This is a genomic window from Streptomyces sp. NPDC047130 (assembly GCF_040643475.1).
Classification (GTDB): Bacteria; Actinomycetota; Actinomycetes; order Streptomycetales; family Streptomycetaceae; genus Streptomyces.
Map to the genome: position 1 here is coordinate 1 of NZ_JBEYUK010000031.1, position 14617 is coordinate 14617.

Consider the following 14617-nt stretch of genomic DNA (forward strand, 5'->3'; position numbering starts at 1 on the left):
TACGTCAACCCGGCACAGAGTGACGACGTGCGGCTACGCACCCCCTGTACACGCTCCGTGAAGAAGTGTTCACTGGGAGTGAGTTCACGGCGAAGCGCGCGGCCGGACGCCGGCAGTACTCTGCTCGCAGGAGCGACGACCTCGGCCACGGGACAACGACTGCCGCTCCTCGTCCTCTGCCCCGGCGACCAGGTGTTGTCCCCCACTCCACCGGCCGGACACCCGGCTTCAACGTCCACGGCGCTCCGGCCACCTCTGCGAGAACGCCGTCCGAGCGCTCCGCCGACCGGACGAGCGGTCGATGACAGGGTCCGAGATCACGCCCTCGGGTGTCCGGGCCGGCAACGTCGGCCCCGCGCACCGAGGCATCACCCCCATCCGCGGGCCACCCGCCGGAACACCGCCCGCCATGCGTCCCGCACCACACTCCGCCAGATCCGTGATGCTTTCCTCGACGAACGGCGCCACCACAGGAACGCCGTCTCAGCAGCAGATGCTCCCCCGGGGACAAGAGGTCGGCATCCGCCCCCGCCCCAACGGCATGAGCGGAAAACCCGCCCTGGCCGTCCGGGCTCCTGTGACGCCCGCGGTGACGGAGTGGGGGTTTCGACCCGAGTGGTCGGCGCGGCAGCTCAGTGGCGGGGGGACCTCAGTTCGATCGCCGGGCACCGGTCCATCACCATGTCCAGCCCCGCCGCCCGCACCCGCTCGTACGCCGCCTCGTCGACGACCCCGAGCTGGAACCACACCGCCTTGGCGCCGATCGCGACCGCCTCGTCGGCGACCGCGCCGGCCAGGTCGGAGTTGACGAAGACGTCCACCACGTCGACGTCGAAGGGGATCGCGTCGAGGGAGGGGTACCCCTGCTCCCCGTGAACCGTCTCCGCCTTGGGGTGCACCGGCACCACCCGCTTGCCGAAGCGCCGCAGGACCTGCGCCACGCCGTACGCGGCGCGGTCGCGGTTGTTGGAGAGGCCCACGACCGCCCAGGTGTCACCCCGCTCGGTCAGGATCCTGCGGACCGTGTCCGTGGTGCCGTCGCTCATGGGGTTCCTCCTGGTCGTCGGGGGCTTCGTCGCGGCTTCGCCCGGGGCTGTGTCGGGGCTTCGTCGCGGCTTCGTCGGGCTTCACGGTGTCGAACGGCGGGTGAGGCGGGGGCATTCCCTTCCGCATACCCTGTGCTCGAACAAAGGAGCGCTGCACCACCATGAAGTACCTCCTGCGAGCCATCACCCGCGAGGAGCACCTGGCCTTCGTCGCCCGGCAGTCGTCGGTGAGCCATCTGCAGATCCCCTCCTGGGGCGAGGTGAAGAGCGACTGGCGTCCGGCCTCGCTGGGGTGGTTCGACGACCGGGGCCGGCTGGTCGGCGCCGGGCTGGTGCTGCTGCGCCCGCTGCCCAAGGTGCGGCGCTACCTCGCGTACCTCCCTGAGGGGCCCGTCGTCGACTGGGCCTCGCCGGACCTCGAGGACTGGCTGCGGCCCATGATCGACTACCTCAGCGACCTCGGCGCCTTCACGGTGCGGATGGGCCCGCCCGTGGTCGTCCGGCGCTGGGACGCCCCGGCCCTGCGGGCCGCGGTGAGCGACCCGGAGGTGCGGTGGCTGCGGGAGGCGCCGCCCTCCGAGGAGGACCCGGCGGCGGTGGAGCTCGCGGAGCGGCTGCAGGGGCTCGGCTGGCGCCCGGTCACCGCGGACGGCGAGGACAGCGCCGCCGTGAACCAGCCCCGGTACGTGTTCCAGGTGCCGTTCCGCGGGCGTCCGCTCAAGGAGGTCCAGCAGGGCTTCAGCCAGGAGTGGCGCAGGAGCGCCAAGAAGGCGTGGCGGTCCGGGGTGGAGGTGGTCCGGGGCGGCTACGAGGAACTGCCGGCCTTCCACCGTCTCTACGCGCGGACCGCGGAGCGGGACGGCTTCCTGCCGCGCCCGCTCCCCTACTTCCGGCGCATGTGGATCGCCCTGCGCAACGAGCACCCGGACCGCATGCGGCTCTACCTGTCCCGGTACGAGGGCGAGGACCAGGCCGCCGCCCTGATGCTCGCGGTCGGCGACCATGTGTGGCACGCCTACGGCGCCGCGCCCTCCGACCGCACGGACGTGTCGCCGGACCACGCGCTGCAGTGGCGGATGATCGCGGACGCCCACGAGATGGGCGCGGACCTGTACGACCTGCGGGGCATCAGGGACGCCGTCGCGGGCGAAGAGCAGCACCTGGCGCTGCTCCGTCACCGCCTGGGCACGGGCGGGCAGGCGGTCGAGTACCTCGGGGAGTGGGACTTCCCGATCAGCAGGGTCCTCCACAAGGCGCTCGACCTCTACATCGCGCACCGCGGCGCCTGAGGAGCCCTCCGGCCCCTCGGGCGCCGCGCGGGCGAGGGCGCGTCAGTTGAAGGTGTCCGGGTCCGGCCCCGTGCGCAGCCCGCGGTCGAGGGCGGCGAGGGAGGCCATCTCCTCCTCGGTGAGGGCGAACCCGAAGACGTCGATGTTCTCGGCGATCCGGGTGGGCGTGACCGACTTGGGGATCACGATGTTGCCCAGTTGGAGGTGCCAGCGCAGCACGATCTGCGCGGGCGACCGGTCGTACCGGCGGGCGAGGGTCTCGACGGCCTCGTCCTCCAGCACCGCGCCCTGGGCCAGCGGGCTCCACGCCTCGGTGGCGATCCCCAGCTCCGCGTGCGCGGCGCGCAGTTCGGCCTGCTGGAGGCCGGGGTGGAGCTCGACCTGGTTGACGGCGGGGACCAGCGAGCTGTGGTCCAGCAGCCGGCGCAGGTGCGCGGGCCGGAAGTTGGAGACGCCCGCGGCACGGATCCGGCCGTCGGCGGCCAGCCGCTCGAAGGCGCGCCAGGTGTCGAGGTAGAGGTCGCGGGCCGGGGTGGGCCAGTGGATCAGGTACAGGTCGACGTGGTCGAGGCCCAGCTTGGCGAGGCTCTCGTCGAAGGCCCGGAGGGTGGCGTCGTATCCCTGGTCGGTGTTCCACAACTTGGTGGTGACGAACAGTTCCTCGCGGGCGATGCCGGAGGCGGCGAGGGCCTTGCCGACGCCGGCCTCGTTGCCGTAGATCGCGGCGGTGTCGATGGAGCGGTAACCGGCATCGAGCGCGGCGGTGACGGCGGCGGTGGTCTCCTCGTCGGGGACCTGGAAGACGCCGAAGCCGAGCTGGGGGATGGTCACGCCGTTGTTGAGGGTGACGGCGGGGACGGAGGGGGTCATGGTGCGTTCCTCGCAGAGACGTTGGTCGAGATGCCGGGCTGTCGAGATGTCGGGCTGGTGGGTTGGTGGGCTGGTGGGGTGCCCTGGTGTTGCGGCGCCGAAGCCTGGAAGCGGCGATGTGTCGAGGCGGCCGGCGGGATGCCAGGTCGCCGCTCCCGGCGGCTCTTGGAAGGTCCGGTGTCAGAGGCGGGCCGGCTCCGGCTGTGCCGCCCGCCCGGACCCGGCGACCACACGGCCCGCCGGGTCCCCGCCCCGCGCACGACGGTCGAGGTGCGCGGCGAGGAGGAAGAGCAGGAGGGCGACGGCGGCCAGGATCGCGCCCACCCAGTTGGGGGCGGTGTAGCCGAGTCCGCCGGCGATCACCAGGCCGCCCAGCCAGGCGGCCAGCGCGTTGCCGAGGTTGAAGGCGCCGATGTTGGCGGCGGAGGCCAGGGTGGGCGCGGCCGACGCCTGGTCGAGCACCCACTTCTGCAGGGGCGGCACGGTGGCGAAGCCCAGCGCGCCGATCAGCGTCAGGGTGACGGCCGCGAGCGCCTTGTGCTGTGCGGTGAAGGTGAAGGCCAGCAGCGTGAGCGAGAGCAGGGCGAGGGCGGTGAACAGCATGGGCATCAGCGCGCGGTCGGCCAGTCTGCCGCCGGCCAGGTTGCCGAGGAACATGCCGAGCCCGAACAGCACCAGCAGCCAGGTCACGGAGGCCTCGGCGTACCCGGTGACCTCGGTCATCATCGGCGTGATGTAGGTGATGGCGGCGAAGACCCCTCCGTAGCCGAGGACGGTCATCGCCATGGCGAGCCACACCTGGACGTTGCGGAAGGCGGCGAACTCGGCGCGGACGTCGGCGGCCGGGGGCCGGCCGGCCTCGGGGACCAGCTTGGCGACACCGAGCAGCCCGACCACGCCGAGCGCGGCCACGGCGGCGAAGGTGACCCGCCAGCCGGCCGCCTGCCCGAGGTAGGTGCCGCCGGGGACGCCGACGATGTTGGCCACGGTCAGGCCCATGAACATCAGCGAGATCGCCGACGCCCGCTTGTGCGGGGCGACCAGGTCGGCGGCGACCACGGAGCCGATGCCGAAGAAGGCGCCGTGCGCCAGGGAGGCGACGATCCGGCCGGCCAGCATCAGTCCGAAGGCGGGAGCCACCGCGGAGAGCGCGTTGCCGACCACGAAGAGGCCCATCAGGAACATCAGCATCTTCTTGCGGGACACCTTGGTGCCCAGCACGGTCAGCAGCGGCGCCCCGAGGACGACGCCGAGCGCGTAGCCCGTGACCAGCCACCCGGCGGTCGGGATGGAGACGCCGAAGTCACCGGCGACCTGGGGCAGCACGCCCATGATCACGAACTCGGTGGTGCCGATCCCGAAGGCCCCGATGGCCAGGGCCAGGAGCGCGAGAGGCATGGGAAGATCTCCCAGTCGTTGTGAGGGGTGGTAACGAGCTAGAACAATAATTGCAGACGCGCTTTAATTGCAAGCGCGGGCTAAATCTGGCCCAGGGTTACCGCCGTGTGGAAGGATTGTGGGAGCGCCCGCGCTTCCCGCGGGTCCGCCCGCAAGCCCGAGCTGGAGGTCAGCGTGACCGCGACCGATCCCTCGCTCACCGCCCTCGCAGACGGCTGGTGCGCGCTGTCCCTGCTGCACGGCAGGATCGAGTCCCACCTCGAGCGCGCCCTGCAGCGCCACGGCCTGAGCGCGCGGGAGTACTCGCTGCTCGACGTGCTCAGCCGCCAGCACGACGGGGAGGGCGGCCATCTCCAGATGAAGCAGGTCGCGGACGCCGTGGTGCTGAGCCAGAGCGCGACCACGCGGCTGGTGACCCGCCTCGAGGACCGCGGACTGCTGTCGCGCTACCTGTGCCCCACGGACCGGCGGGGCATCTACACCAACGTCTCCGACGCCGGCCTCGCCCTGCTCGCCGAGGCCCGGCCGACGCACGACGCCGCCCTGCGGGAGGCGCTGGACGAGGCCGCCCGCGACCCTCGGCTGGAGCCTCTGGTGCGGGTGGTGGAGTCGGCGCGCACCACCGTCTGACACGCCCCACGCGCCCGGCCCGCGCACGGCCGCGCGGGGGGCGCGGCCGGGCGCCGCAGCGCCTTTGGCGCTCAGCCGGTGCCGAGGAGGAACGGCAGCAGGGCCTCGTAGGAGGGTGCCGTCGCGGGCGTGAACCGCCGCGTCCCGCCGCGGTACGAGCGGACCTCCAGCCAGCTCCCGGGGGTGGCACCGGGGAGCGCCGCCAGCAGGCTGCGCAGGTCGTCGGTCCGGAAGACCAGGAACTTCTTCCTCGCCGGCCGGTGGAAGGAGGGCTCCACGGCGTACCTCAGGTCCACCACCGGGCGCGGCTCACGGTCCCAGTCGCCCAGGCGTATCGCCCCGTGTCCGGTCGTCCGCGCGTCGACCAGTACCTCGGTGTCCGCGTCGCCGATCTCACAGTCGAAGACGGGGTGGGCGCTCGCCACCCGGGCGTCGCCCGACCCGGTGAGGGCCGGTGAGCGGAACAGGGCGTGCGTGAAACGGCCGGCCGGGGCGGGCAGGCGCACCTTGTGGTGGGAGCCGCCGTCGAACGGCAGGTCCCGGCGGGTGTCGAGGAAGGCGAGGAACGCGGCGACGGCCTCCGGGTCGTGCGAGGCGGCCCCCACGGCGAACCGGACGGCGCGGCGCCCGTCGTCGCCGAGGACCAGGTACTCGTGGAATCCGGCCCGCGGGGCGGCGGTCGCCGGACGCCGCCGGTGGATCGCCTCGAAGCCGTCCACCGGCAGGAAGCCGTCCGCGTCCGGGAGGTCGCCGAGCAGCGGCCGGTCGTCGGCACCCGGCCTCTCCCGGGCACCCTGCTCCCCGGGGGCACCCGCGTCGGGGGCCGACTCCGTGCCGGCGACCGCCTCCGTCGCGGTGAAGCCCTTGCGCAGGTACTCCCGTGCCTTGCGGGAGGCATGGCGGCGGGCGTCCCGCTCGTCGTCGCGGGTGACCGTCATCGCCGTGCCGTTCCCGCCGACGATCCCCCACCGGAGGTGGCAGCGGATGCCCTCCTGCCGGACCTCCCGGTACTCGGTCCGGCCGTCCGCGTGCCGCTCGAACCGCTGCCACTCCCCCACGCCGCTCACGTTCTCCACCGGGGCAGTGTGCCAGGCAGGGCCGACGGCCCCGCGCGGGCCGGGCGCCTCACTCGCCTGCGGCGTGGTCACCGATCTCCCGCGCCGCCCCCGCTATCCGATCTCCACCACCCGCGCCCAGTCCGGCGGGAGGTCAGGGATGCGGTCGGGGTCGTCCTCCGACCAGCGCGGGGCACGCGGGAACAGGCCGACGACCGTGCGGCACGGAGGCCGGTGCTCGGGCCACGGGGTCTGGCCGTCGGTGAGGGCCACCACGACGTCGGGACGCGGGCGGGCCCGCAGGGCCGTCGTGAAACCGGCGCGGAGGTCGGTGCCGCCGCCACCGAGCAGCGGGATGCCCTCGCCCCGGCACATCGGCCCCACCCGGTGCGCTGCGGCGTCGCAGCTGACCACGCTCACCAGGTCGCCGCGACCGCCCACCGCGCGGGTGATCGCGGCCACCTCCAGCAGCGCGCTGCCGAGTTCCAGGTCGCTCACCGACCCGGAGGTGTCGATGACCACCGTCACCCGCGGCGGCCTGCGCCGCAGGCTCGGCAGCACCACGCCGGGCAGCCCGGACGAGCGGCGCGAGGGCCGGCCGTAGGTGTAGTCCTGGCCGGCCCCGGATCCGGTGGCCGCCGAGCGGATCGCCGCGCCCAGCAGCGCCCGCCACGGCTGGGGCGCGTGGAACACCTCGTCGGCCCAGCGCCGCCAGGTGCGCGGGGTCCGCCCGGGCCGGGCGGTGATGCCCTGCGCGACCCGGAAGCGCACGGCGTCCCGCTCCTGGTCGCTCAGTCCGTCGGCGCCGTCCGGCCCGAGTTCCCAGGGCCGGACCACGCCGTCCGCGCCGCTGCCGCAGTCCAGCCAGGAGAAGGGGAGGGTGTGCCGGCCGAGCCGGAAGCTCTCCACGTACTCCTCCATCACCCCGCCCTCGGGCAGTCCCAGCGACCGCGGGGTGACGGCTCCCCGCGGCTCCACCAGCCCGTCGCCGAAGGCGTCGTCGTTGATCTCGCAGTCGGCGGCGATGTTCATCCGGAACCGGTCCCCCGGCCCGGTCAGGTCGTGCGCGCGGGCCAACCGGTCGCTGCGTCCGTGGTGGTCGCGGAGGAGGTGGGACACCTCGTGCACCCAGACGGAGGCCAGTTCCTCGACCGGCGTGGCCGCCACGAACGCCGGGGAGGCGTAGCACCGCCAGTACTGGTCCACGGCCATGGTGGGGACCTTGGACGACTCGACGACGTGCAGCGCGTACAGCGCCGAGGCCAGGTAGGGGCGGGCCCGGGCGGCTTGCAGCCGGGCCGTGAACAGCTTGTCGAGGTCCAGGGGTTCGTGGCACGGCGGCGCGGGGGCAGGCCGTGGCGGGCCCGGGGACGGCCGTGGCGGGTCGGCCGGACACTGCGCTGCGGGCCGGGGGCGGGGACCGAGCCGGGCCAGGTCGCTCGGCCTGGCGCTGACCTTCTTGGTGGACTGCGGGGTGGACCGCGGGGTGGACTGCGGGGTGGCCGCGTTCGCCCGCGTGCCGGTGGTCCTCGTCATCGCGACGCCTCCGCCTTCGCGGCGTCGGCGACCCTCCGTGCGGCCCGTGCCGCGGCCCGGTCGGCGCCGCGGGAGAGTTCGACGGCTCCGGCCAGCCGCTCGATCGCCGCCGGCACGTCCCACTCGTCCTGCCGCAGGGTGGCCAGCGTGGTCGCGGGCACCACCACCAGGTCGGGGGCGCCCGTCTCCATGGCCCGCACCAGCACGGCCCAGGCGGCGTCCCACCGCTGCCTGGTCGGCCGCTTCCGCACGGCCGCCACCACGCCGTCCAGCACGGCCTGGCGGAGGTCGCCCCGCTGCGGCAGCTCCGCCCCGGCCGGGTCGGCGAGGACGTCCTCCGGGTCCGGCAGGTCCATCCGGTCCATGCTCGCCAGCAGCTCCAGCCCGGGGCCGTCCCCCACCGTGCCCCTGACCAGCAGGGACAGCACGTCACGGTCGGCGCCCGCGGCGGTCGCGAAGGCGATCAGCCGCAGCGTCATGTCCCAGGTGCGGGGCGAGGGCCAGGCCCCGCCGCGCCGCGTCTCGGCGGCCGGCAGCTGGTGGACCAGCTTGGGACGCGCGGTCAGCAGCCCGCACACGGCACGCCGGGCGAGGTCGACCGCCGGCACCAGGGCGGCGGGGTCCAGCCGGGGCAGGGTGGCCCGCGGCCACACCCCGCCCAGGCCGCGGACCACCACGTCGGGGTCGTGCGCCCACATGAGGTGGACGAACCGGTTGGCGAGCGGCGCGCTCAGCTCCCACCCGTCGGCGGCGGACGCCCGCGGGTTGGCGGCGGCGACGATGCGGACCTCCGGCGGCAGCCGGAGGGCGCCGACGCGGCGTTCCAGCACCAGCCGCAGCAGCGCCGCCTGCACGGCGGGCGGCGCGGTGGACAGCTCGTCCAGGAAGAGCAGCCCGCGGCCCTGCCGGACCAGGCGGACCGCCCAGTCCGGCGGAGCCATCGGCACGCCCTGCGCCGCCGGGTCGTCCCCGACGACGGGCAGACCGGAGAAGTCGGAGGGCTCGTGGACGCTGGCGATCACCGTGGTCAGCGGCAGGTCCAGTTCCTCGGCGAGCTGGGTGACGGCGGCGGTCTTGCCGATGCCCGGCTCCCCCCACAGCAGCACCGGGAGGTCGGCGGCGACGGCGAGGGTCAGCGCCTCCAGCTGAGGGTCGCGGCGGACTTCGGTCTCGGTGTCGCCGAGCAGGCCCAGCAGGGCGGAGGCTACGGCGAGCGGGGTGGTGGCCGGGGCGGTCGCCGGGGCGGCGGGCAGGGTGGCTGTGGTCATGACCAACTCCTTCGGGGCGGGGCGGGGCGAGGCCGGAACGACGGGCACGTACGCGGCACGTACGCGACACCGGCGCGGCATGGACGCGGCAAGGACGCGGCATGGACCAGGCGAGGCCGCGGCGCAGCGGGGTGCGGGGTGCGGGCGGGGAGAGCGGGACGGCGGGTGTGCGCGCGGGATTCAGCCGGTGGCGGCTTCGCGGTCTCGGCGCCGCACGGCGCGGCGGTAGGAGGGGGCGACCCTGCCCGACTGGTGGTGGCGGGGCACGCCGCGGAGCCGGCCCGGCTCGAAGAGCCCGGCCCGGAACAGCCCGTGGACGGTCCGACGCTCCGTCACGGCCTGGAGGGCGTCGAGCAACTCCCCCTCGCGCAGCACCGCTCGGGGCCCGAGCAGGGCCGTCACGACGTCGAGAGCGCCCTCGACGTCTCCGTGCGCCAGGCGCTCCTGGACGCCGGGCAGGCACGCGGGGCTGCGGTGCGCCGCGTCGACGGCCCGCAGGCAGGGCAGCGGTGGTCCGCCCAGCGCGGCCAGGAGTTCCTCGCGGCGCAGCTCCGCCGGATCGTGGTCGAGCGGCGTCAGCACGCCGTCGACCTGGGCGATCCGGTGCAGGGCGCCGCGGCACTCCACCACGCCGGGCTCCCCCGCCCGGCCCGCGGGCGGGGCGCCGGGCTCCGGCCGGTGTCCGGGCGCGAGCGCGGAGGCCACCAGCGGATGGAGGTCGTGCGGCGCGACGAGACCGGCCGCGAGCAGGTCGAGGTCGGGCGGCACCCAGGTCGCCGCGTCGGGCAGGACCGGCAGGCCCGCCGGGGCGCCCCGCGCCTCGCGCGCCTCGGCGATCCGCCAGGCACCGCCTTCGTCGCGGGCCACGTCCAGCACCAGGCGGCCGCGGCCGCCGAGCCGCACCACCACGCTGCCCGCGGTGGCGCCCCCGTCGGCCAGCAGGATGCCCGCCTCCTCGGCCCAGCGGCCCACCGCGCAGCGGCGTTCCTCGGCGAGGGCGCGCAGCCGCCCGCCCAGGACGTCCGCGGTGTCCGCGAAGTCCGCCGGGGCCGTCGACCGGTCCGGCAGTTCGCCCGCCCGGCTCGCGTCCCAGAGGTGACGGTGCAGGTCGAGCCGGTAGCGGCGGCTCGGCGCGGGGTGCGGATGGCGGTGGGCCGCGGCGTCCGGGGCGGCGGGGTCCCACAGGAGCAGGGAGATCCGCTGTCCGGCGTCCGCCCAGGCGGGGTCGGTGCGCACCACCAGACGCAGCGGGTCACGGGCGTCGGCACCGGCCCCGTCGTAACGGGCGAGCGGCAGCGTCAGGCCGGGGCGCAGCAGTCCGTCCGGTGCGACCCTCGGCAGGTGCCAGCGCAGCAGGTCGGGCGCCAGCCTGCGCAGGTCGGCCCGGAGGCGGGCGGCGAACTCCCGCCCGTGGCGGCGGGAAACGGCGGGGAGGTCGACATCGACGTCGACCCGTGCGGCGGCGCAGGCCCCCGCCCAGTCGCCGGTCTCACGGCGGGCCGTCGCGGTCTCGATCATGGAGGGCGGCACGGCGTAGGCACGCACGCGCCGCCAGAGGGAAAGTCGTCCGTTCGCGGTTGTGGTGGGCATCAGCACTCACCTTGCGCGGACGGGACCCCCAATCTGCGAACACAGGTGGTCTTCATCGCCGCGAACGATACCCGCCTTCCGACGATCCGTCAGCCACTTTTTCCGGGCCCGGCCGAGCGGGCACATACCACTTAATAAGGGACAAAACATCCCGGAAACGGGATTTCCAAACTGGAATGACTCGTCTTTCTGTACCTCTCGCCTAAAGCAGGGTAAGGTTCGTGACCATGACCGCACACCCCGCCTCGCCCGCCGAGGAACTGCGCGGCGCCGGCCTGCGGGTGACGGCAGCCCGCGTCGCGCTGCTCGAAACCGTCAGGGCGGGTGACCACCTCGGCGCCGAGGCGATCGCCTCCGGCGTCCGCGAGCGCGTGGGCCACGTGTCCACCCAGGCCGTCTACGAGGCGCTGCACGCGCTGACGGCCGCGGGACTGGTCCGCCGCATCGAACCGGCCGGCAGCCCGGCCCGGTACGAGGCGCGGGTCGGGGACAACCACCACCACGTCGTGTGCCGCTCCTGCGGAGCGGTCGCCGACGTGGACTGCGCGGTCGGCGAGGCGCCCTGCCTGACCGCCTCGCAGAACCACGGCTTCGTCATCGAAGAGGCCGAGGTGACCTACTGGGGCCTGTGCCCCGCCTGTTCCACAGCTCGCAGCACCTGAGCCGTGATCGCCTGATCCAGAAGGACAGACATGACTGAGAACCACGACGCTATCGTCACCGAGCCGAAGGCGGAGACGGGCGGCTGCCCCGTCGCGCACGGCGCGCGCGCCCCTCACCCGACCGCGGGCGGCGGCAACCGCCAGTGGTGGCCGGAGCGGCTCAACCTCAAGATCCTCGCCAAGAACCCCGCGGTCGCCAACCCGCTGGGTGAGGACTTCGACTACGCCGAGGCCTTCAAGGGCCTCGACCTGGCCGCGGTCAAGCAGGACCTCGCCGAGCTGATGACCGACTCGAAGGACTGGTGGCCGGCGGACTACGGCCACTACGGCCCCTTCATGATCCGCATGGCCTGGCACAGCGCCGGCACCTACCGCATCACCGACGGCCGCGGTGGCGCGGGCGCCGGTCAGCAGCGCTTCGCCCCGCTGAACAGCTGGCCGGACAACGTCAACCTGGACAAGGCCCGCCGTCTGCTGTGGCCGGTCAAGAAGAAGTACGGCAAGGCCATCTCCTGGGCCGACCTGATGATCCTCGCGGGCAACGTCGCCCTGGAGTCGATGGGCTTCAAGACCTTCGGCTTCGCCGGTGGCCGCGCGGACGTGTGGGAGCCCGACGAGGACGTGTACTGGGGCCCGGAGACCACCTGGCTCGCCGATGAGCGCTACTCCGGCGACCGTGACCTCGAGGAGCCGCTCGCCGCGGTCCAGATGGGTCTGATCTACGTCAACCCCGAGGGCCCCAACGGCAACGGCGACCCGCTGGCCGCCGCCCGCGACATCCGCGAGACGTTCCGCCGCATGGCGATGAACGACGAGGAGACCGTCGCCCTGATCGCCGGTGGTCACACCTTCGGCAAGGCGCACGGCAACGGCCCGGCGGACTCCGTCGGCGACGACCCGGAGGCGGCCGCCCTCGAGGAGCAGGGCCTCGGCTGGAAGAACAGCCACGGCACCGGCAAGGGCGCGGACACCATCACCTCGGGTCTCGAGGGCGCCTGGACGTACGAGCCCACCAAGTGGGACAACGAGTACTTCAAGATCCTGTTCGGCTACGAGTGGGAGCAGTTCCGCAGCCCCGCCGGCGCCCTGCAGTGGCGTCCGAAGCACGGTGCGGGCAAGGTCGTCCCCGACGCCCACCTCGAGGGTGTCCGGCACCAGCCGATCATGTTCACCACCGACCTCGCGCTGCGCATGGACCCGATCTACGAGCCCATCTCGCGCCGCTTCCTCGAGGACGAGCAGGCCTTCGCCGACGCGTTCGCCCGCGCCTGGTTCAAGCTGACCCACCGTGACATGGGCCCGGTCCAGCGCTACCTCGGCCCGGAGGTCCCCTCCGAGGTCCTCATCTGGCAGGACCCGCTGCCGGAGCGCACCTTCGAGGTCGTCGACGAGGCGGACGTCCAGGCCCTCAAGGCCAAGATCGCCGAGGCCGGCCTGACCGTGCAGCAGCTGGTCTCCACCGCGTGGGCCTCCGCGTCCTCCTTCCGCGGCAGCGACAAGCGCGGCGGCGCCAACGGCGCCCGCATCCGCCTGCAGCCGCAGATCGACTGGGAGGTCAACGAGCCGGAGAAGCTCAAGACCGTCCTGCGCACCCTCGAGGGCGTCCAGGAGTCCTTCAACGCCTCCCTCTCCGGCGGCAAGCAGGTCTCCCTGGCCGACGTGATCGTCCTGGCCGGCGCCGTCGGCGTCGAGCAGGCCGCCAAGGAGGCGGGCTTCGACATCGAGGTCCCGTTCACCGCGGGCCGCGTGGACGCCACGCAGGAGCAGACGGACGTCGAGTCCTTCGCCGCTCTCGAGCCGAAGGCGGACGGCTTCCGCAACTACCTCGGCAAGGCCAACCGCCTGCCGGCCGAGCACCTGCTGCTCGACCGCGCCAACCTGCTCACCCTGAGCGCGCCCGAGCTGACCGTCCTCGTCGGCGGCCTGCGCGTCCTGGGCGCCAACTACCAGGACTCCGCCCACGGTGTCCTGACCGAGGCCCCGGGCAAGCTCAGCAACGACTTCTTCGTCAACCTGCTCGACCTGGGCACGACGTGGAAGCCGGTGGACGGCGACAGCAACCTGTTCGAGGCGTTCGACGACGCCACGGGCGAGAAGAAGTGGACCGGCACCCGTGCCGACCTCGTCTTCGGTTCCAACTCCGAGCTGCGCGCCCTCGCCGAGGTCTACGCCTGCGACGACGCCAAGGAGAAGTTCGTCCAGGACTTCGTCAAGGCGTGGAACAAGGTCATGAACGCGGACCGCTTCGACCTGGTCTGATCCGGCCCGCTCCGGCCTGCTCCGGGCGGAGCCCGGAACGCCCCCGACCGGCCGCGAGGCCGGGCGGGGGCGTTCCCGTGTCCCCTGCCGGGACGGGCCGTCAGGCGCCCGGAGAGTTCCCGGCCTCCGCCGCCCGCCGACGGCGTCCCGCCTCGCGGGCCAGCACGCCGCCCAGCGCGACCCGGAGCCGCACCGGCAGCGGCGTGACCACCACCCGCACCACCCGGGCGAGCCGCCGCAGCCACCGCTCCCGGCGCGCGGACCAGGGCAGGCCGAAACGTTCCCGCAGCGCGGGCGGCAGCACGCCGACGGTCACGAACAGCGCGGCGCGTCCGGCCGCCCGGCCCACCGGCCGCCACAGCGCCTCGGGAATCCACGGGGCGGGCCTGGCCGGGGCGGCCAGCGCGTCGAGCACGTCGCGTACGGAGCGGTTCGTCTCCAGCCGGTCGGCCACCATCGTGTCGTAGTACGCGCGGAACGCCTCCCAGTCCGGCGGCAGATGGTGCTCCTTCAGCCCCCAGACCCTTCCGACGTCCCTCATCTCGCCGTAGTAGGCGGCCAGTTCGGCCTCGCCCAGCTCCCGGCCGAAGAGCCGCATCGCGTCCACCGGGGCCTGGACCAGGGTGGCGTGCACCCAGTGGTAGGCCTCGGGGTGCAGCGCGTGGTAGCGGCGGCCGGAGGAGTCGACGCCCTTCATGTCGGCGTGCACGCCGATCAGCCGCCGGGCCTCCGCCGTGGCCGCCTCCTGCCCCCCGTAGATCACCGTGCTCAGCGACATCAGGGTGCGGCCCAGCCGGGGCCAGGGCTCGGCCCGGAAGGTGCTGTGGTCGGCGACCCCGGCACCCACCACCGGGTGGGCCACCTGGAGCAGCAGAAGTTCGGGCGCCAGCAGCAGCGACCGCACGTCGCCGAAGATCCGCCACACCGGTCCCCCGGGCAGCGGCGCCCGCACCCGCGCCGGGGTGGGGACGGACGGTGTCGCGCTCATGGGTGTCTCCTCGGTGCGGTGCGGCT

12 protein-coding genes are annotated in these 14617 nt (G+C 74.1%); 4 read left to right on the forward strand and 8 right to left on the reverse strand.

The features are described 5' to 3' along the window. Positions 1 to 632: 632 nt before the first annotated feature. Positions 633 to 1046 (reverse strand): CoA-binding protein, encoded by a 414-nt coding sequence (locus ABZ836_RS26860; protein ID WP_356138959.1) that lies wholly within the window; start codon positions 1044 to 1046, stop codon positions 633 to 635. 161 nt (positions 1047 to 1207) lie between these two features. On the opposite strand from ABZ836_RS26860, the gene ABZ836_RS26865 reads away from it, so the two are divergent. Beyond that, positions 1208 to 2335 carry a peptidoglycan bridge formation glycyltransferase FemA/FemB family protein gene (locus tag ABZ836_RS26865; protein ID WP_361146285.1) on the forward strand — a complete coding sequence of 376 codons (1128 nt, stop codon included), beginning with the start codon at positions 1208 to 1210 and terminating at the stop codon, positions 2333 to 2335. A gap of 42 nt (positions 2336 to 2377) precedes the next feature. Here ABZ836_RS26865 and ABZ836_RS26870 read toward each other — a convergent pair whose 3' ends face one another. Then, positions 2378 to 3205: an aldo/keto reductase gene (locus ABZ836_RS26870; RefSeq protein WP_361146288.1), complete on the reverse strand. Its 828-nt coding sequence runs from the start codon at positions 3203 to 3205 to the stop codon at positions 2378 to 2380. A gap of 180 nt (positions 3206 to 3385) precedes the next feature. Next, positions 3386 to 4603: an MFS transporter gene (locus ABZ836_RS26875; RefSeq protein ID WP_361146291.1), complete on the reverse strand. Its 1218-nt coding sequence runs from the start codon at positions 4601 to 4603 to the stop codon at positions 3386 to 3388. 174 nt (positions 4604 to 4777) lie between these two features. Here ABZ836_RS26875 and ABZ836_RS26880 point away from each other — a divergent pair, with 174 nt between their 5' ends. Further along, positions 4778 to 5233 carry a MarR family transcriptional regulator gene (locus tag ABZ836_RS26880; protein WP_356138951.1) on the forward strand — a complete coding sequence of 152 codons (456 nt, stop codon included), beginning with the start codon at positions 4778 to 4780 and terminating at the stop codon, positions 5231 to 5233. A 71-nt stretch (positions 5234 to 5304) separates the two neighbouring features. Here the strand turns inward: ABZ836_RS26880 and ABZ836_RS26885 are convergent, their stop codons facing one another. The 4 genes from ABZ836_RS26885 to ABZ836_RS26900 all read right to left on the reverse strand — a co-directional run bounded on the left by ABZ836_RS26885 (position 5305) and on the right by ABZ836_RS26900 (position 10682). Then, complete coding sequence (locus ABZ836_RS26885; protein WP_361146295.1) at positions 5305 to 6309, reverse strand: WGR domain-containing protein; 1005 nt, start codon at positions 6307 to 6309, stop codon at positions 5305 to 5307. Positions 6310 to 6402: 93 nt separating this feature from the next. Beyond that, complete coding sequence (locus ABZ836_RS26890) at positions 6403 to 7824, reverse strand: VWA-like domain-containing protein (protein WP_356138947.1); 1422 nt, start codon at positions 7822 to 7824, stop codon at positions 6403 to 6405. Next, entirely contained in the window at positions 7821 to 9092 is a 1272-nt protein-coding gene (locus tag ABZ836_RS26895) for a MoxR family ATPase (protein ID WP_361146298.1), read from the reverse strand. Before ABZ836_RS26895 ends, ABZ836_RS26890 begins: the two co-directional genes overlap by 4 nt. A 180-nt stretch (positions 9093 to 9272) precedes the next feature. Continuing rightward, on the reverse strand, positions 9273 to 10682 hold the full coding sequence (locus ABZ836_RS26900; protein WP_361146301.1) for a hypothetical protein: 1410 nt from the start codon (positions 10680 to 10682) through the stop codon (positions 9273 to 9275). A gap of 227 nt (positions 10683 to 10909) precedes the next feature. On the opposite strand from ABZ836_RS26900, the gene ABZ836_RS26905 reads away from it, so the two are divergent. Next, positions 10910 to 11344 (forward strand): Fur family transcriptional regulator, encoded by a 435-nt coding sequence (locus tag ABZ836_RS26905; RefSeq protein ID WP_356138941.1) that lies wholly within the window; start codon positions 10910 to 10912, stop codon positions 11342 to 11344. A gap of 30 nt (positions 11345 to 11374) precedes the next feature. Continuing rightward, positions 11375 to 13603 (forward strand): catalase/peroxidase HPI, encoded by a 2229-nt coding sequence (gene katG / locus ABZ836_RS26910; RefSeq protein WP_361146304.1) that lies wholly within the window; start codon positions 11375 to 11377, stop codon positions 13601 to 13603. A 100-nt stretch (positions 13604 to 13703) separates the two neighbouring features. On the opposite strand, the gene ABZ836_RS26915 is transcribed toward katG, so the two are convergent. Then, positions 13704 to 14591, reverse strand: coding sequence for an oxygenase MpaB family protein (locus tag ABZ836_RS26915; protein ID WP_361146307.1), 888 nt, complete (start codon positions 14589 to 14591; stop codon positions 13704 to 13706). Between the last annotated feature and the right edge of the window lie 26 nt (positions 14592 to 14617).

Bases quoted from the DNA above. Each gene is read 5' to 3' on its own strand.
- ABZ836_RS26860 (WP_356138959.1), bottom strand. From the start codon at position 1,046: ATGAGCGACGGCACCACGGACACGGTCCGCAGGATCCTGACCGAGCGG.
- ABZ836_RS26865 (WP_361146285.1), top strand. From the start codon at position 1,208: ATGAAGTACCTCCTGCGAGCCATCACCCGCGAGGAGCACCTGGCCTTC.
- ABZ836_RS26870 (WP_361146288.1), bottom strand. From the start codon at position 3,205: ATGACCCCCTCCGTCCCCGCCGTCACCCTCAACAACGGCGTGACCATC.
- ABZ836_RS26875 (WP_361146291.1), bottom strand. From the start codon at position 4,603: ATGCCTCTCGCGCTCCTGGCCCTGGCCATCGGGGCCTTCGGGATCGGC.
- ABZ836_RS26890 (WP_356138947.1), bottom strand. From the start codon at position 7,824: ATGACGAGGACCACCGGCACGCGGGCGAACGCGGCCACCCCGCAGTCC.
- ABZ836_RS26895 (WP_361146298.1), bottom strand. From the start codon at position 9,092: ATGACCACAGCCACCCTGCCCGCCGCCCCGGCGACCGCCCCGGCCACC.
- ABZ836_RS26900 (WP_361146301.1), bottom strand. From the start codon at position 10,682: ATGCCCACCACAACCGCGAACGGACGACTTTCCCTCTGGCGGCGCGTG.
- ABZ836_RS26905 (WP_356138941.1), top strand. From the start codon at position 10,910: ATGACCGCACACCCCGCCTCGCCCGCCGAGGAACTGCGCGGCGCCGGC.
- katG (WP_361146304.1), top strand. From the start codon at position 11,375: ATGACTGAGAACCACGACGCTATCGTCACCGAGCCGAAGGCGGAGACG.
- ABZ836_RS26915 (WP_361146307.1), bottom strand. From the start codon at position 14,591: ATGAGCGCGACACCGTCCGTCCCCACCCCGGCGCGGGTGCGGGCGCCG.